The organism is Fenollaria timonensis (assembly GCF_001457835.1).
GTDB classification, from domain to species: Bacteria; Bacillota; Clostridia; order Tissierellales; family Peptoniphilaceae; genus Fenollaria; species Fenollaria timonensis.
Window position 1 is genome coordinate 206,409 of record NZ_LN898229.1, and the last position, 18,911, is coordinate 225,319.

Annotated in this window: 15 protein-coding genes and 2 tRNA genes; 1 reads left to right on the plus strand and 16 read right to left on the minus strand. The window is 34.3% G+C overall.

From position 1 onward, the window contains the following. Nucleotide 1 precedes the first annotated feature (1 nt). The 11 genes from BN3004_RS01035 to BN3004_RS01085 all read right to left on the minus strand — a co-directional run bounded on the left by BN3004_RS01035 (nt 2) and on the right by BN3004_RS01085 (nt 6,745). Nucleotides 2-547, minus strand: a complete 546-nt coding sequence (locus BN3004_RS01035; protein WP_058259435.1) for a rubrerythrin family protein — start codon at nt 545-547, stop codon at nt 2-4. Nucleotides 548-633: 86 nt separating this feature from the next. After that, the gene (locus BN3004_RS01040) at nt 634-1,125 is read right to left on the minus strand and encodes a ferritin (RefSeq protein WP_058259436.1); all 492 of its coding nucleotides are present in this window, start codon (nt 1,123-1,125) and stop codon (nt 634-636) included. A gap of 13 nt (nt 1,126-1,138) precedes the next feature. After that, on the minus strand, nt 1,139-1,747 hold the full coding sequence (locus BN3004_RS01045) for a DUF4230 domain-containing protein (protein ID WP_058259437.1): 609 nt from the start codon (nt 1,745-1,747) through the stop codon (nt 1,139-1,141). A 1-nt stretch (nt 1,748) separates the two neighbouring features. Further along, nucleotides 1,749-2,033 (minus strand): hypothetical protein, encoded by a 285-nt coding sequence (locus BN3004_RS01050; RefSeq protein ID WP_058259438.1) that lies wholly within the window; start codon nt 2,031-2,033, stop codon nt 1,749-1,751. A 137-nt stretch (nt 2,034-2,170) separates the two neighbouring features. Then, a tRNA-Phe gene (locus tag BN3004_RS01055) sits at nt 2,171-2,246 on the minus strand. Between the two features lie 4 nt (nt 2,247-2,250). Beyond that, nucleotides 2,251-2,327, minus strand: a tRNA-Ile gene (locus tag BN3004_RS01060). 118 nt (nt 2,328-2,445) lie between these two features. Beyond that, entirely contained in the window at nt 2,446-3,270 is an 825-nt protein-coding gene (locus BN3004_RS01065; RefSeq protein ID WP_058259439.1) for a hypothetical protein, read from the minus strand. Nucleotides 3,271-3,442: 172 nt separating this feature from the next. After that, complete coding sequence (locus tag BN3004_RS01070; protein ID WP_058259440.1) at nt 3,443-4,423, minus strand: glutathione S-transferase C-terminal domain-containing protein; 981 nt, start codon at nt 4,421-4,423, stop codon at nt 3,443-3,445. Nucleotides 4,424-4,436: 13 nt separating this feature from the next. Beyond that, a complete protein-coding gene (locus BN3004_RS01075) occupies nt 4,437-5,174 on the minus strand; it encodes an amino acid ABC transporter ATP-binding protein (protein ID WP_058259441.1) in 738 nt (245 codons plus the stop codon). A gap of 9 nt (nt 5,175-5,183) precedes the next feature. Then, the gene (locus BN3004_RS01080; protein WP_058259442.1) at nt 5,184-5,855 is read right to left on the minus strand and encodes an amino acid ABC transporter permease; all 672 of its coding nucleotides are present in this window, start codon (nt 5,853-5,855) and stop codon (nt 5,184-5,186) included. An 8-nt stretch (nt 5,856-5,863) separates the two neighbouring features. After that, nucleotides 5,864-6,745, minus strand: a complete 882-nt coding sequence (locus BN3004_RS01085) for a transporter substrate-binding domain-containing protein (protein ID WP_058259443.1) — start codon at nt 6,743-6,745, stop codon at nt 5,864-5,866. Between the two features lie 239 nt (nt 6,746-6,984). On the opposite strand from BN3004_RS01085, the gene BN3004_RS01090 reads away from it, so the two are divergent. After that, entirely contained in the window at nt 6,985-8,160 is a 1,176-nt protein-coding gene (locus BN3004_RS01090) for an ISL3 family transposase (protein ID WP_058259271.1), read from the plus strand. A gap of 292 nt (nt 8,161-8,452) precedes the next feature. Here BN3004_RS01090 and BN3004_RS01095 read toward each other — a convergent pair whose 3' ends face one another. The 5 genes from BN3004_RS01095 to BN3004_RS01115 form a co-directional block, all read right to left on the minus strand. Next, nucleotides 8,453-8,866, minus strand: a complete 414-nt coding sequence (locus BN3004_RS01095) for a DUF2871 domain-containing protein (protein ID WP_058259444.1) — start codon at nt 8,864-8,866, stop codon at nt 8,453-8,455. Between the two features lie 228 nt (nt 8,867-9,094). Next, nucleotides 9,095-9,736, minus strand: a complete 642-nt coding sequence (gene pcp / locus BN3004_RS01100; protein ID WP_058259445.1) for a pyroglutamyl-peptidase I — start codon at nt 9,734-9,736, stop codon at nt 9,095-9,097. Between the two features lie 33 nt (nt 9,737-9,769). After that, entirely contained in the window at nt 9,770-10,768 is a 999-nt protein-coding gene (locus tag BN3004_RS01105; RefSeq protein ID WP_058259446.1) for a DUF979 domain-containing protein, read from the minus strand. Then, a complete protein-coding gene (locus BN3004_RS01110; protein ID WP_058259447.1) occupies nt 10,761-11,432 on the minus strand; it encodes a DUF969 domain-containing protein in 672 nt (223 codons plus the stop codon). The genes BN3004_RS01105 and BN3004_RS01110 overlap by 8 nt, the downstream gene beginning before the upstream one ends. A 174-nt stretch (nt 11,433-11,606) precedes the next feature. Continuing rightward, entirely contained in the window at nt 11,607-18,740 is a 7,134-nt protein-coding gene (locus BN3004_RS01115; protein ID WP_058259448.1) for an S-layer homology domain-containing protein, read from the minus strand. Between the last annotated feature and the right edge of the window lie 171 nt (nt 18,741-18,911).

Below are 18,911 nucleotides of genomic sequence, written 5' to 3' on the forward strand. Positions count from 1 at the left end.
ATTAAAATTCGATAAACTTTGATTTAGGTGCACCACAGATTGGGCACTTTTCTTCTTCGCCTGTAAGTGAAATGAATCCGCATACTGGACATACATAGATCTTTTCAGCTTCTAGGTCTTTACCAGCATCAACTGCTTCTTTTGCTTTTAAGAATAGTTTTTCATGAACTTTTTCTGCTTCGATAGCAAATTGCATTGATTTTTGAGCTGCTTCTTCGCCTTGTTCTTTAGCGACTAATATGTAGCTTGGATACATTTCAGTAAATTCAAAACGTTCTCCGCCTGCTGCTGCTTCAAGGTTTTTAGATGTTCCGTGGTCACCAAAACCTGCTCCAGATGTAACTGCGAAGTCACCTGATAGGTCTTTCATCGCTCTAAAGTGTGAGTGAGCATGAACTCTTTCTGCTTCAGATGTAGCTCTAAATAGTCTTGCTACGTTCTTGAAGCCTTCTTTTTCTGCTACATTTCCCCAGTATAGGTAACGCATGTGCGCTTGTGATTCTCCTCCAAATGCTGATTGAAGGTTTGTTTGTGTCATTGCTTTCATAATATACCTCCCAAAAAAATATTTTTATAGCTCTGCTATATATATTTAAAGGGTGCACTTAAGCACCCCTTATAAATATCTTAAGATTATTCTCTTCTACCTAGTTCCTTATCATATAGATATAGACCTGTGTAGCCGTCTTTTAAGTTTTCTAATACTTCAACAATAGTTCTCATATTGTCTTCTTCTTCAACTTGTTCTTCTAAGAACCAATTTAAGAATTCTACTACAACGTAGTTCTTTTCTTCTAGTGCTAAGTCATAGATATTTTCGATTCTCTTAGTAACTTCTTTTTCATGATCATAAGCTGTTTCGAATATTTCAAGAACCGATTTGTATTCTTTCTTTGGTTCAGGAATTGCTTTTAGTTCAACTCTTTCGCCTATTTCTTCGATGAAGCCTTTGAATTTAGTAGCGTGTTCGTACTCTTCATGAGCTTGTTTGTCCATGAAGTGAGCGAAGCCGTCCCAAGCTTTGTCCTTTAAGTCATGTACCATAGCTAGATAAATATAGCCACTTTCCAATTCAAAGTTGTATTGTTCAACTAAAGCATCTACAACATTCTTACTAATTTTCATATCAAATTACCTCCTAAATGTAATTAATTTTTATATCTTTGAAGCCAAGGCCTTCAAGCAGCTTTCTTAAGAGCTTGTCAGCATTTGCTTGAGCTCTCTCGAGTATGCCGTCTTTCTTAGCCTTTAGCTCTCGAGCATTCAATTCTTTCTTAAGTGTCTCTTGGTAATCACCCAAGTCTAAAGGATTAAATATATTGTTCTTTTGATCAAGTATGACCATGGACTTTTCATCAAGAACGCTGTCTGTGATGGCTGCAACCGGCACGTCAAGCTCAAGGCTTGTCTCGCCTACTTCTTTAACAACAGCCTTTGCTAGGTCAACGCCGGCCTTGATGTAGCCGTTATATTTTATGATGTAGCTCTTGTCTGTGAATGGTATCTTCATATCCATAAGAGTTAAGCTGTCCTTATACGTTAAAACATCGGTGTAATTATACTCGACAGTTACAAGCTCGCCCAAGTCTTCGATAGACGCCTTGATATTGTCAACTCTTTCTTCTTTGCTTACGCCTATGAATTTCTTTCTGAAGAAGAAAAAGTATACGGCGATTAGGGCTACAAGCAAAAGTACAAGTATTCTGTAAAAACGCAGTCTTCTCTGCTTTTGTGTTAACTTCGCCATACTAAACCACCGGTGTATACATCTCAAACACGCTATATACAGGCACTTTCTCATCGATAAGTGCCTTTAATATGGCTGGGATGTTCCTTATCTCAGTTTGTATTTGAAAACCGTTGTACCTAAAGACAATGTCTTCAGAGCTAATGTCTTCCAAGCCGCATAATATCCTAACTATATTGTATTCTGAATAATCTTCACTTTTGTAATCGACAATAAAAAAGACCTTCTTTTTCTTATCGTATTCTTTCTGTACATCTATCCTATTAATAAGAAGAACGTCATTCATAATATTCATCCTTTCTGTACACTTAATATCATCTATTATTAGTATACCCACTGAAGAATTAAAATAAACATAAAATTTTTAATTATAATTATGGACTAGTTTTGATAAAAAAATAAGCTTAAGTAAAAACTTAAGCGTGGTGCCCAGAGCCGGAATCGAACCAGCCACACGTAGATTTTCAGTCTACTGCTCTACCGACTGAGCTATCTGGGCAAATTGGTGGACCTTCAGGGACTCGAACCCCGGACCTGCCGGTTATGAGCCGGACGCTCTAACCAACTGAGCTAAAGGTCCCAACAAAGGATATTATACAATAATGAAAAGAAAATGTCAAGAATTTTTTAATTATTTCTTGACATAAAATAAAGGCAGCCCATGTGAGCCGCCTCTATAGTTTTAATGATAATACTATTTATTCATAATAATAAAAATACTCCTTAATCTCATTGAATAGATCTTCATCATAATCGTTATTATCATAGTCTTTCATATCAAGTATGCCTGCTGCGTTATAAATTTCATCCGGAAGCATTAGTGAACCATCTTTTAAACTTACAAATGGACTAAACTTTGTTTCGCCACTTTCGCTTTCTATGCAAATCTCTCCATTAGGTGCAATGTCTGAAATATTTTGACAGATAAGAACTGGACCAGTATATGATTTGCCATCGATAAAGTCATTAGGAACGGGATAAAGATTTCCATTTTCAAAAAGTTCAAGCTCTTTTAGTGAAATTTCATCAGCTTTATACTTTGGAATCACGATGTAAAACTCTTGGGCCATGAGATAAGTATTATCTGCCCCCTCTTCCTTTTTAAGCATAAAAAGCTGGTTTAGGTCTTTGACATCATAATACTTTGAGCTCCATAGTTTTAACTTTGATAAAACATCTTTAAGAGTCTCTTGATCATAAGCGTTGCCCAAAGGGATAATCATGGCCTTTTTTCTCTCGTCCGTTATGCTTAAGCCGCATTTGTCTGCCATGACTCTATATAAATCAGAATATTTTTTATTCTCTTCTTCGTCTTTTCTTTTCGCTTCTTCTTTTGCTTCTTTTAATTCTTTATCTTTTTCTCTCAATCTTCTTTCTAATAGTCCGATTCTTCCCTCAAGATCTATACGGCGCCTCATTTCTTTTCTTAGTGAACTTGACTTTCTTATATACCCAAAAGACACAATACATAATGCAACAAGCAGTATACATATTATAATTGTCATAAATTGTTTATTTTTCATAACATCACTTCCTTTGTTATGATTATACCACCATTATCATGAAAAAACGCTCTTGTAACAGATACTTAACAAAAGGAAAGCCCCATCATATAGATGAGGCTCAAGTAAGAATATAATATATAATATTAGATTTATAGTCATGTATAGAAAAATATATTAGTCTATATTTTTCTTATTTATATATAAATATAGACTCATTTAGCTTAATTTTATCCTTTCTATCAACCTTATTTAACCACAATCTCTCAACATTATTAATATCTTGTTCAGTAAACTCTTTTCTACATATTTTATCGAAAAAAGTTTTTTCTCTAACTTTTGGTATTTGATATATTTCTTTACAATAGTCAAACAAGTTAACATAATCTATTAAATGTATATCTAAATTTAAATATTTACCATAGTCAACATCTAATCTTACTAAAGTAGAAAATAATCGTATATCTGAATCAGTTATATGATCACCAAATATAAATCTTAAGTTTGAAAGTCTTTGTTCTAAATCTTCCATAGCTTTATAAAATACACCATAAGCAATTTTATATTGCGTTTTATTGGCTGCAAAACACATCCTATAAATTGCATTATTAATGTTATCATATAACCATGATCCCATATTCACTATCTCTTCTTCATCATTTATTGGCAATAAGTTTGGCACACCTTCGCCATGATATGGTTTAAAGTCTCTCTCTAAATAATAAGTCATATTTTGATGATCATTATTTGCTATTACTTGTCTTTTATAATCAAATAACAAAGGTACAGACGGCCTGCCAATAAAATTATTATCGCTTCTGTAATAAAGCTCTCCAACAAATCTAGCGTTGCTTTCTTTATTTACACAATCTTTTGAATTTACGCATTCCCATCCAACTGGCAAATCTAATTCAGTCCAATCAACAATTTCTTCCTTAATTGATTCGTACAAACCCAGTAATGAATAAATTATAGCAACGCGGTTAGACCAAGCACAATCTTTCGCCCAAAAAAGTGTATATCTATCTTTTTCTACAGGGTTTTTATATGATTCTCCAAAAGGCTCCCTGAACCATGGAATCTGCCTTACATAAGCACCATTGACATCAATTTCATAGTCCTTTACAGCTGGCCTGACAGATATTTTTCTTCCGTTATATTCAATATAGTTCATAAATAATACTCCTTTATTTTACCTGAAATTTATTTAAAAATTTCTTTAACCTTTCAGACTTTGGATTATCAAAAATTTCTTCAGCAGAACCTTCTTCTATTATCTCTCCATTATCAATAAATATAACTTTGTCAGCTATATGTTTAGCAAATTTCATCTCATGTGTTGCAATTATCATAGTTGTTTTTTCTTTAGCTAATTCATATAAAAGCTTTAAAACTTCTCCTACCAATTCAGGATCAAGAGAAGATGTTGGCTCATCTATTAGCATAAGCTTAGAATTAACTGCCATCGCTCTTCCAATTCCTATTCTTTGCTGCTGACCACCAGATAGTTGAGTCGGATAATTGTTTTGCTTATCTAATAGCCCAATAGATTTTATAATATCCATAGCTTTTTCTTTGGCTTCATTCTTATTAAGTTTTTGAACAGAAACCATTGGTTCCATTATATTTTCTAATGCAGTTTTATTTAAAAAAAGGCAATAATTTTGGAATACCATCGAGGTTAAAGATCTCAGCTGATTAATTTCTTTTTTATTGGCTGTTTCGCAGTTAACAGTGCAATTGTCAATTTTAATAGTTCCCTTATTGGCTCTCTCTAAAAAGTTAATACATCTTAAAAATGTTGATTTTCCAGAACCGGAAGGCCCAATCAAAACCGCAACTTTTCCTTCTTCTAGTGATAGCGAAACGTTTTTTAACACTTCAAAATCATCAAATTTTTTGCATAAATTTTCTATTTTAATCATTCTTGTCTCCTATTTATAGTTCAAGTTAAGTTTATCTTCTAACTTATTTTGTGCATATGATAATATTGAAATTATTATCCAATAAATAACTATTGCAACAGTATATCCTTCCAAAAATCTATATACTTTAGAAGTTTCCAAGCTAACTGCAGCCATCATATCTTTATATCCAATCATAAATCCAATAGATGTAGACTTGAATATTCCGATAAAATGGTTAGATAATCCAGGTGCAGCAACTCTAGCTGCTTGAGGTATTATTATTCGTTGTATAACCTTTAGCGGAGACATACCTATAGATAAGCCAGCTTCATACTGAGATCTACTTACTGAATTCAATGCTGCACGTATATCTTCAGACATAAATGCTGCATAATTAGCACTCATACATATTACTAAAGCTTGAAATGGATTCATTGATTTTATAGATTCGAATACTTGTGCCAATCCATAATAAAACCAAAATAATTGTGCAATAAAAGGCGTGCCTCTAAAAAATGATACATATATTGATGTTAAAGTGTATAAACCCTTTATTTTATATTGTCTTATAATAGCAACAATTAATGCTATTATTAAAGAGAAAAATATAGTTATAAATGCCAGCTTAAAAGTTTCTGGTAAATATCTTAATATTTTTGGAAATAGTTTAAAAAAGAGATTTATATTAAAACGATCCATATAAATATCTACTCAGCCATTGGATCAAAGCCAAACCATTTTTTGGCTGTTTCGCCTAAAAAACCTTCCTCTTTTAATTCTTTAATTACTTTATTAACTTCTTTTAAAAGTTTCTTGCCTCTTTCATCTTTATGGAAAGGATATGCAGCATCTTCTGTATAAACAGTATCTCCAACGCCTTTTATTTTTAATCCAGATTTTTCTTTTACATCGTTAATATGCATAGCTGACATTAGTGATGCGTCTATACGTCCTAACGCTACGTCTGTATGAACTGCAGTACTTACATCATATTCAACATATTCAATTTTTCCTTCTGGATCAAATTGATCTTTAAATGCATAAGCGATATCATTTGTAAGTAAGCCTAGTTTCTTGCCATATACATCTTTGATTCCATGAATAGTATTATTATCTTCTGCTACTACAACCTTATATGGAACATAGAAATATACATCACTAAAATTATATGTCTTTTTACGTTCATCAGTAACTCCAATTTGATCAGCTACAGTATCAACACGACCTGATTCTAATAGCTCAAGAATTCCAGGGAATCCTGCTATCTCCCATTTAATTTCCCAATTATTTCTTTTTGCAATTTCATTCCAAACATCTATTTCATAACCTTGAAGTTCTCCGGTTTTTTCATTAGTTTCAGAGAAAAATGCATGGTTTCCAGTTGTTGATATTTTTATAACTTCCTTTTCACCATTGGTAGCTTCTTCTTTTGATTCTTCAGATGTTTTTGTTTCATCTATACTTGCTGTTGTTTCTTCTTTAGGTTTATCATCGCTTGTGTCATTATTCTTTGTGCAAGCTACTGAAAATATCACTAAAGATAGCAACAAAATTAATAAAATACTAGTCCTAAATAATTTCTTTTTCATAAAAAACCTCCTAAAGTTCTGTTACCAACTAATGTCAGTACATTAAAAATATAACATTATTTACATGTAAAGTCAAATAAATATTATCTATAATAATGCGTTTTAATAGGCTGTATAATATCTATTGGGGAGTAAAACCTCAATAGATATTTTTTTGATAAAATTACAAAAAAAAGTTGCACTTGCACACATTTTATCCTATACTTAAAATACCACTACAACATAGGAGGTGTGTACAAGTGCAAGAATATAATACCATAAATTTGCTAGCTTGTAAAGATGTAGTTGTTAACAATTTTAAAGAAGGTGAAAATGTAGTAGTTATAGAAGCACAGACAAAAAAGTTAAAAAGCTGCCCATACTGTGGTTCTAAACATATCTGGGTTCATGATCACAGAACTCAAAAGATAAAAGATACACAGATGCATGGTAAAAAATGCATAATAAACCTAAGAAAAACTAGGTACAACTGTAAGTGCTGCGGGAAAAGAATTGATAGCAAAACAGAACTAGTAGCAAAGAAAATGACCATGACAAAAAGACTAGTAGCATCCATAGCTAGAGAGTTTAGAGAACTTTACTCAATAAAGTCAATATCAAGAAGATACTCAGTAAGCACATCAACAGTTACAAGAGTCCTATCTTACCTATCAGTAGAGAGAAAAAGTCTTCCAAAAGTACTTTTAATAGACGAGTTTAAAGGCGACAGCGGTTCATACAAGTATCAATGCTCACTTCTAGATGGCATAACACATGAAATCATAGACATAGTTAAAAGTAGGCAAGAAAATATTTTGTTTGAATACTTTAAAAACATACCAAAAGAAGAAAGAGAAAATGTAAAGATATTTGTTAGCGATATGTCAAAAACATTTAAAAACGTTAAAAACGCATACTTTAAAAACGCAGTACACATAGCAGACAAATATCACTTCGTAAGACAAGTCTCTTGGAGCTTAGAAAACGTAAGAAAGAGAATACAAAAAGATACATCAGCAGAAATGAGAATATACCTAAAAAGAAGTAAAAGCATACTTACAAAACCAATGCCAAAACTTAATGATGATCAAAAGCGAGAAGCAGCTCTAATGCTAGAGATAAGCGAAGAGCTAAGACTAGCATATGGCTTAAAAGAATCCTTCTATCAAGAAGTTCTAGTGCAGAAAAACAAAGAACAAGCACAATACAAGGTAAACGCATGGATAGACATATGTAAAAAATCAAAACTTAAAGAGTTTAAATCATGTATAACAGCCTTTACAAACTGGTCTGATGAAATTACAAACTCATTTGACTACAAACATTCAAATGGAGCACTAGAAGGAAAACATACAAAGATAAAGACACTAAAAAGAAACAGCTTTGGTATGAGAAACTTCGAGAGGTTCAGAAAAAGAATAATGCTTTTAGACTAAAATATATATATAAAACATCATAAAAACCTAATAAGCCTATATAGGTTTATTAGTCATGCAAAAATTACATAAATTTGTGTTATTTTAAGTATATAAATTAAAAACGTGCAAATGTTAGTTTTAACATAAAAAGAGAGACTTAAATCAATAAGTCTCCCCAATATTTGACATAGAGCCTTTTAATATAAGTTTTCTTAATAAATTTAATCAAAAAGCCCCATCAATTGATGAGGCAAAAAAGAAATGAGGGTAGAATAAAGTATATTCTAATCATATATTTTAAATTATAACTCTAGTCCTTGATTGTTTGTTTCAAAGACAAGAATAAAAATGCTAGGCCGATAGTGACTGTTACGTGTCCCGCGCCTGCTGTCCATGATATAACAAGGTCAAGTATCTTGTTATCAAGGCCTATGACTTGGTACAAGCCTCTACAGAATATCATAGTTGCTGATAGACCAACGCCGATGTTGTAATAAAAGTAGAAGCGATCGAAGTACTCGCTCTTAGTAATTTCTGTTGTTGATGCAAGTGCAGTAACTATTAAAAACATAAGCATACCTAGGGCAAATAGGTGTGTGTGTGCTTTGCCAAGTGATGTTACTCCAGTATAGCCCATGTATTTAGTGAACTCTCTGTAGAAAGCGCCTGCAAATAGACCAGCTACAGCATAGTATGCGGCTGTGTTAACTAATTTCTTCTTCATATTTTTCTCCTTTCGTATATAGGTATATTAAATAGCTATATATTAAATAATGTAAATATGATTATACCACGAGCGAGACGCTTTGTCAAAAATTTATAATATATTTAATAATTAATTAATGGCGTCAGATAAAAATACCCTCTGCTTAATAATATTGCAGAGGGTAATATGATTTTTCCTTGATATATTTTTTAATTCTGCTCGCAAAGTCAATGGATGAAGCGTAATTTAGTGAGTAGCTCCGCCAGTAACTTTTATATCTTCCTCATTCTTTACAATCGCTTCTATTGCCAAAGTAAGTCCCTTAACTATAGTCTCAAGCGCCATCGATGGCATATTCTTCTTATCAACTACTTGCTCTGGTAAGAACGGAATGTGTATAAAACCTGTTCTCATCTCAGGATGCTTAGTAGCTTGTATGTGTGCTACTCCGTAAAGAACGTGATTACAGATGAAAGTGCCTGCTGTGTTTGAAACGCTCGCTGGCACGCCGCCATCTTGTATATTTTTAACCATGGCCTTGATAGGTAGTGTCGAGAAATATGCCGCTGGGCCGTCTTCAGCCACCTTTTCATCTATAGGTTGATTGCCTTCGTTGTCCTTAATTCTGCAGTCGTCGCAGTTGATGCCGACTCTTTCAACAGTGATGTCTGGCCTGCCGCCTGCTTGACCGATGGACAAAACAACGTCTGGGTGCACTTCTTCAATCTTTGCTTTGATCTTGTCTACAGATTTACCGATTACAGTAGGTATCTCAAGCTTAATTATTTCAGCTCCTGCAATTGTATCAGGAAGTTTCTTTACCGATTCAATCGCTGGGTTTATCTTTTCTCCACCAAAGGGGTCAAAGCCTGTTACTAATATTTTCAAAATATCGTCTCCTTTCAAAAATTTCTTCTAATTCTATCTAAATCCAATCAATAACATTAATATAATGTGTACTACTATTAAAGGTATAGCAACTGGTGCTTGTGCCTTGATTATAGTGTATTTATCTTTTGTTTCAAGTATAGCTCCTGGAACTATATTGAAGTTAGCAGCCATAGGTGTTAGTAGTGTACCGCAGTAGCCGCAAGTCATACCAAGCGCGCCTATGATGGCAGGGTTACCGCCATTGGCAATAACGAACGGAACGCCAACGCCAAGTGTAATAACTGTAAATGCTGCAAAGGCATTACCCATAATCATGGTAAAGACTACCATACCAACACAATAAGCGATTACACCTAAAACTTTTGCTTCAGGTGGAACTATAGCTGAAACGCCTGAACCAATAATTTCGCCAACGCCTGCCGCTGCGAATACTGTTCCTAGTGCTCCAAGTAGTTGAGGAAGTAGTGAAGAACTGCCTATTTGCATAAGCATCTTAGCTGTATCTTCCTTTGTTTCAGAGTATTTTGCCTTTGTTATGATTAAAGCGATGATGATGGCAAGTACTGATGATATACCAAGTGTTTGAGCTGATGTAAATCCAAAGAATACATCTGCGCCATCTTTTACATCAACAGCAACTTTAAAGCTCTTGAATTGCGCCATGATCATGGCGATGATACCTATTGCAAGGGCTGGGATGAATATCTTGTTGCCAACCTTTTTGCCATAAGCAATTTTTTGTTCTTCTGATTGAGAATTGAACTCGCCTATTTGTACTTGATTTGTAAGTGTTAGTGCTCCTAGTAGCATCAAGCAGCCGCCTATGATGGCTCCGCCATATTCAAAGCTGTCGATAATAAACTTACCTGCTCCAAAAAGTATACCTAAAAGTGTCCAGAAAACAAAGGTACCGATAGGAGCTTTTTTATTCTTTAAGCCTCTAATTCCAGTCATAATGCAGACGATACCACATAGAATGTAGATGACTTCGTCAACCATAGCTGAATTAGCATAAATAAATTTAAACATTCTTTAGCTCCTTTCTTAAACTTTTTTCAAATAGGTAGCATTGTACTAGTGATAAAATCACCATTGCAACACCGGCTAGTATTGAGCCTTGAGCGATTTCAGCGTTAGTAACTTCATAACCAGCTCCTGCTAGTGTGCCTTGAATTAATAAAACACCGCTCGCTACAGGGAAGATGTTTTGTCCGAAGAAGTTTCCGTAGTTTTCTGCGGCACCTGCAAGTCCCTTAAGCTCTTCTAATTTCTTTTCTGATAGGTCAACAGTTTTTGCTGCAGCACCTTCAGCCATAGGTAGTATAAGTGGTCTAACGAATTGAACGTGTCCACCAAGTCTTAAAGAGAATATAGCTGCCACCCATCTAATTAAGATGTATAAACCAACAACGCCACCTGCGCTTGCTGATTTGATCTTCTTGATGGCTTCAGCTGCTCTGTCTTTAAGTCCATACCTTTCCATGATAGCGATTAGTGGTAGACTTAGGAAGAAAAGTGACATGTATCTGTTTGTTACAAATCCCTTTCCGATTAAGTCTAATACTTCTACTAATGACATACCTGATACCAAGCCAGTTACTAGGCCAGATATCAAAACGACTGCTACAACATCAAGCTTTAGTGCAAAGCCGACAACTATTAGCAGTACGCCGATTAAAACTAAGTAATTCATAAATATACCTCCTTTTTTATAATATACCCAGTCTAAATCATTAATATGCTAAAATTAATTATTTTTTTATTTTGCTTGACATAAAATTTTTAATTATCTATCTTCATATAAGAAAAGAGCGCATATCATTTGATACGCACTCTTTATTGATATAGTTTATTCTATTGTTTAAGCTTATCTAATAACATTGTATTGGAACTTCTTTTGATATATTAACAAATCATCCGTAACAATGTTAAATGTAATATTGTCCATGACAATAGTATTAGCCTTGTAATATCTGCCATCTGTCAACAATGTGTTACTTGCGCACAAGATGTCTTCATATAGAGGCATGCTTGGATTGATGTCGTTGTAATTTATCATGTTCTTAACATTTCTTTGCAAGTAAACTTTGTCAAGAACTCTGTCAAAGGCCTTGTTAGATACAGCCGCTACTTCTTGTCTAGTTATAGGAGCGTTCGCATCGAATGTCGCTATGCCTGATGTGTATACATCTAGCCAGCCAGCTTGGTATGCTGCTTCTATCTCTTCAGTAGCCCAGTGACCCATGCTTAAGCCCATGTCGTTGCCGCTAACTTTCTTTAAGTCTTGGAACCTTCTAAGTGTTGCCACCCACTCAGCTCTAGTAATCTTACCTTCTGGTTTAAAAGTACCATCGCTATATCCTTGGAAGACACCCGCTTGAGAAACTATTCTAACAGCTTCTGTGTACCAAGAGTCGCCAATGTCAGTGTAGCTTATAGGGTAGAATGGATCGTAAGCGTAGCCATCAGCCTTTAGTGCGTTGGCAAGTATTTGAGCAGCTTCAGACCTTCTTAGACCGTCATATGGTCTAAACTTGCCGTTGTAGCCTTGCATATATCTGATTTCCTTAAGTCTTTCGTTGTCTTTGATCTTAACAATCTTTTCAACAATCTTTTCTTTTTCTACGATTCTGTCTCTGTAAATGATTTGTGGTTCGCTTGGACGTGGATCGTTCTTTCTTTGAACAAATACTTTTACATCCACTAAAGTTTTAGTACCGTCATCGTATTCGACCTCGATTGTAGCAGTAGATACGCCTGGACGTGAGACATCAGGTTTTTTAATAATTGTGATATCGTTAATAGTTTTGCCATATGGTGCATCTATCTTATCAAGATAGTCTTTCTTACTAGGTTGTACTCCCTCTTCTGTAATTACATCATCAGCGCTAGGCTTTTCAACTTCATCCTTAGTGTATTTTGCTAGGATAATAGTCTCATCTCTAAATTGATCTGTAATTGTAGTTCTATATTCAGTTCCATCTTCAGCATCAACTTTCCAGTAATCAAAATTCCAAGTTCTATTATCTGTTATATCCTTTATTCCAGTTGGCTCATTGACATCAATAGTAACTTCTTTTGAAGGATTAACCCAGAAAGTTCTTTCAAAAGCTGTTTCATCTGTAGCTCTTTCTACTTCTTCTTGAGTACCATCTTCTTTAACAACTTTTTCTTTTGTCTTTACAATAACTTTTACAAAATTTTCTGGTACATCAGGTTTTTTATCTGGATCAGTTTGTTCAACATAATCAGGTAGAACTTTTACTAATACTATAAGCTCTTGTGTTTTACCATCGTCGTAAACAACTTGTATCTTTGCAGTAGTGTAACCTTCTTTACTTGTGTCTGGATCCTTTAATATATTTATGCCTTTAACGTCAGCAATGTCTTTTCCTTCAGCATCTTTTGGAACTATTAAAGCATCTTCATATTCTTTTACAGAAACTTTGTCTCCAATGTTTTTAACAATTTCCTTGCTTTCAAATTCAACATTTACTTCTGGTTCTCCATTTTTTTCATAGAAAGCATAAATTTCTGTATCGACTGTAAATTGATACTCTTTTGTAAAGTCATAAATTTCGTCATTATTTGATAAGTTTATTTCTTTGTTATTTGTTGTCCATTTCTTAAATCCATATTCTTTTTTGTCTTCTTCCTTTATTAAAATTTCAGGAATTGTAACTTTTGCCAATGGATTTACATAGTAAACTTTGATTTTTTGATCATCTTCATCATAAGCTTTAGGATTTACAGTAACTTTTACATAATTATCTGGTGTTCCAGAAGTCTTGTCACCGTTTGTATCGCCAGGATATATATTGTCATATACCTTAACTGGAACTGTAACTTCTTTTACCTGTCCATTCTTAAACTCAACCTTAACTTTTGCTTCGCTCATGCCTGGCTTACTTACATCTGGATCCTTTATTATTTCAAAACTTGAAACATTTTCGTCAAATGATAAGCCAGTCTTATCAAGCATCATCTTTAAAGCTTTTTCATAATCGCCAAGTTCAGGTTCTCTTCCAACATAGGTTTCTACAACACTTGCATCAACACTAGGTTCTGGAATAGTCTTTTCATACTTGGCAGTAATTGTAGTTTCTTTTCCTGTGAAAGTAGCTGTCAAAGGACTTGACCATTCTTTAAATTTCCATTTGATTTCCTTACCTGCAGCGTCTGTAACTACATTTCCCTTATCATCTTTAACAGTATCACCTGTTGGATTTGTAACTGGAATAGTAACTTCTTTTGTTGGGTTAACCCAGAAAGTTCTTTCAAACTTTGTGTTTTCTGTAGCTTTTTCTATTCCATCTTCTTTTGTTGTAACAACAACTTTTACAAAACTATTTGGCACATCAGGTTTCTTATTTGGATCTTCTTGTTCAACTACATCCTTTGAAAAATCTGGTTGAATTATGGTATCTTTTTTAAACTTATATCTTTGTTTCACATTATCTTTTTCAAAGATATATTCTCCCTTTGTATTTACATCATCATTATCAGATGTCCAACGAGTAAAACCTAATTCTTCTTTTTCCTTATCTGTCAATTTTATTTCAGGAATTTCTACCCAAGCTTTTGGGTTTACATAATAAATCTTAGAGTCTTTTTCGCCAGCTTTTCCTGTAGGATTTACTGTAACTTTTACATAGTTTCCAGTTATATCTGCTAAGTCGCCACCAACTGCAGTTGCGTCTTTTAAAACTTTTGGCATTGCTCCCGTTGTAAGCCCTTCGTAGACATTTTTATAAATTTTTACTGGAATTTCAATATCTTGTATTGAGTTATTTGCAAATATTACTTTTGCCTTGAATTTTACAGTTCTTACAAGTTCATCTGAGTCAAACTTTCCTAGTTCTTTTACTTTTTCATAGATATCATTTTGAGTAAGCTCTTTTCCATTTTCATCAACGATAGTAACTGTAGCATCCTTTGGCAAATCACTTTCACTGCCGTCTTTATTAACCCACTTAACTTGTGCCTTTAATTCATCAAGACTAGGAGCAAAGTCATTGTTCCACTTTCCATCAGGATCTTTATAAGATTCTGTTTTTACAAGTTCATTTACCTTTATTCCAGACCAGTCAAAGTAGGCTGTAAAGGTGTAGTTCTTGTCTATAGTAGTGTTGCTATTTAAAAGTTTTTCCTTATCCCACTTGATAAATTTCTTTCCTGCATCAGGAGTAATATAATACTTGCCTTCAACTTTATCTTCGCCTTCTTCCAATTTTTCTGGAACTGGAAGTAGGTCTGACTTTAATCCTACTATTACATCGTAGTAAAGTTCCTTGACTTCATTGTCTGTAGCATCTGTGAAGTTTCCGCCCTCTTCTGCGACAAATTTTACTCTTACATAGCCCTTTGGCACTGGATCTTCAGGATTTTTAACTTCTATAACTCTAACATCCTTGTAGAAGAAATTAATTTCATCAAGGCCACTTTCGTTTATACCAGCAAAAGTATCTGTGTCTTCATAAATGTCAAAGAATAATTGTTGTTGTGGCTTGTCATTTAAAACCCAACCAGGAATTCTTCTGTAGTTTCTTGCATCATAATGACGCTTACCATTTACTACTCTTTCATTAGTAATAATGGCATATTTTTCTTTAATTATTTTAAAAGCAGCTTTGTTATCTGCAAGAAGTTTTTTATATGCGTTGCTCTTGTCTTGCGGAGTCATTGAAGTATCAATTTTGATTTTTTGATAAGCAGCTTTCGATTTTTTCATAAAGTCTACAACTTCATCTTTGCCTCTTTGGTCAAGATAATTTACTTCGTAGACTCTTTCTTTAAATGGCTTGTAGAAAAATTCAAAACGATTGTTATCAAAATTAGGGTTATCTACAAGATCCCCTTGCTCATTGTGAATTTTTTCTGGCTCAACTTTTAAAATTTGATTGTAACTGTTTGTTCTTTTTGTATCTTCTTTATATTTTTTATAGTCAGCATTTGCATTTTCAAGTGCTTCCCACTCAGCTTGTGGAACTAAGAGGTACTCGTCTCCTTGCCTACTTGCTAGACCTGTTGTATAGGACCCAACTCTTCTGTTATAAAGATTTTGTACTTCCTTAGATTTTTCGCTATAATCTGCATTCAAGAAGTGGTGGATAGCCTTTACTGTTACAAGGTCTTGTTTGTTCCAAATTGCCCTAAGGTGAACATTGCCAACAACTTCGTTACCAAAGTGATACATTTCAGGCACTTTATATAAGTCTTTATAGCTTGTGTCTACAACTTCCGTGTCATTGCCATTTTCATCTTTTGTATATCTTACAAATTCCCAACCGGCAAAGTTGTAGCCAGGTCTTGTTGGTTCAATGATATTTTTAGTAGCATCTTTTGGTTCTTTTAAAATCATCTTATGGACAAAATTAAATGTATTTTCTCCATCAACTTTCTCCGGATAAGTGTGAGTTTCGCCATCTTTTTCAAGCTCTTTAGATTCATCAGATATATTTTTTGTGCTTAAATCAGCTAAACGTCCTCCATTTGGATCAATTTTTACCTTCCAAATAGTATCCGGTTCTGCCCATTTAGCAAAGAGAACTTGGTCATAATGAAGTTTTGTTTCATCGCCCTCTTTTACCAAGTTGTCACCAGAAGGATCAAGAGCCCAACCTTTAAAAGTCCACGTTTCAGGTACCCAATCAGGTCTTTCAGGCACATGATTTGTATCTAATTTCAAATCCTTTAATGGTTTTTCATAAGGCACATCTAAAATATTGCCATCACCATATTCACTGTCATTTTTTACAGTCTTTGGATCGTTATTTAATTTTAACTTGTACTTGTTGCGAAAGTAGTTTGCATAATTGTAGGCATTTTTTCCATTAAAGAGTTTCTTGCCCCAAGGAAATTTAGGGATGTATTTTATCTTGTCAGCGTCGCTTCTAAAAGGCGTTTTCTGATTTCTCGCATTATTTAAGTCGTTAATCGTTCTATAACTATGATCTGTTGGTTTCTCCAATATCCATTCTGCTTCCCTTTGCTCTTGTTTAAGGGTAAAGCCTTGAAGGTGAGGCAAAATGAAGGCATACTCGACTGCATTCGTATCGCTCTTCCAATAGGACATATCATAATCGATTTGTTCCTTGCCATTGAAATCGTCCTTTATAATATCAATGTGGTGGACAACGGCGACGTCCAAGGATGTCGATCCAAGGGAAATCTCATACTTATCTCTTGTTTTGGTTTGCCCATCCTTTATAGGTATCTCATCTGCGTGACCAAATCCCTCAAGTTCTCCTTCACCCACTACATCTTGACTGTCGATAAAATCTTCTGCACTTAAACGATATGGTGGCGTATCGCGGTAAACTGTTTCACCCGCGTTATTGTTAATTATCCAACCTATTAGGCCGATGTCTCCTTCTGGATCGCTACTACCAGGCGGAAGATTTGAAACTTCCGCATCCTTTGGCCATATTCCATCCAAGCTTTGGTTGAAGCGAACATCTACTTTATAAGGAGATCCTTCTTTCCCTATGACTTTTCCATCTCTTGTTATAATAGGCCAGAAGCTACCTGCATTTTCAAATGCCAGTTCATTAGCAGCTGTAAAGTAGAGGATATAGACTCTGCGGTCGTAGTAGATATTGTAGACCGTTTCCCCGGTAGATAAAACGGATTTTTGAACGTTCGGATTTTCTTTCGATGCGTTTTGCTTTTTAGTCAAGTCTTCATTTAAGAAGTAATATCTTTCAAATTCTTCTTTATTATTTTGAGCCTTTTCCAAGCGTCCGTCATTTAAGTCGGGGAATGTAATGCCATCGATGGATAAGTTTGTAAGATCCGGAGTAGAACCGGTGTCGGCTTCATCTATTCTTCTTGCACCGATAAAGTCGTAGCGTTCACGCAAAGGGAGCTTGTCGTCTTGGTCATTGTAATCTGGTTTTTCAGTCCAAAATTGGATTACATAGTCTGCTTTAGGTTTATCTGTCCACTCTGCAGTAAAGGTAAGAGTTTCTGCAGGCATGGCATTTTTTATACCATCCTGGAATTTTCTACCTGCTTCAAAGTCTTCCTTATTAATAAGAGTATCTTTAGAAAGAGTTTGTTTATTTCCAGCTTGGTCTATATAAGTTATATCTTTATTCACCTTCCAACCTTGTAACGTCGCTCCCAACTTTTTAATATCAAAGTTTAATTTTGGTATTGTTTGTCCATAGAATAATGTCATTCCTGGCAGTTCAGTTCCACCCTTGGAATCAAATTTCACATCATATATAGCACGGTTGTAACGCATTTCTATTTCAAATTTAGCTGAATTTTGTGGAACTTGGGTTGTAAGCACATTAACTTCAGGAACATAGCCGTTGATTTTCTCTCCAGCTAAGGCCTTTATAGTGACAGATGTTCCTGTAACACCTGTTTGGGATGTGTAAATAAAGTCAGTATCTCCATCCCTATAACCATACTCTTCTAGATTTTCGAGCTTTTGAAAACTGTGTTTAATATTTATAGTTCCTTGCTTTGCCTTATAAAGATATGGATGTTTACCCTTTTTTTCGTTGCCATCTAAGTTTCCTTTTTCTGCGTTGTTTTTAATGTATTCATAATTTACAGTAAAGCTTGGTGTTGGCGAAGTATAGCCATCAATGTCTGGCAAATTTATTTTTTTCTTTATCTTAGATTTTTCTTCGTCTGTTAGAACTTTTTGTCCTTCATTGCCATCTAAATCAGTATATGTGTATTCATCATCACCGACAGTAGCTATATAAGGCTGATAAGCAATGACTTCTTCATCATTTCTTGGAACCTTATAGTCTGCACGCATAGTGTAAAGCTTTGGCATATCAGGATTTTTTATAATATCCTCTGCTGGCTTCCCATTGGTCTGTGCAACTGTCAAAGGTGTCTTGTTCAAGTCTTGAACTGAAGCTATTGCTGTCTTGTCATAATTCTTACTCTCAGCAAATACATTTACTGGTACTGATGTTATGAGCATCATTGCCACGAGCACCAGTGTTAAGAATTTTTTCATTTTAAATGTTTTCATAATAAGCCCCTCTCCTTATCAATAATATCTATTCTGTAGTATAAATCTAACTACTCTATCTTGTATTATACCACAAATTGTATGATAATAAACACATTTTCATCATCTTCTTGTAATAAATAAACAAACTTTGATTACTATGATGCTCAAATAGATTTGAGCATAAAGAAG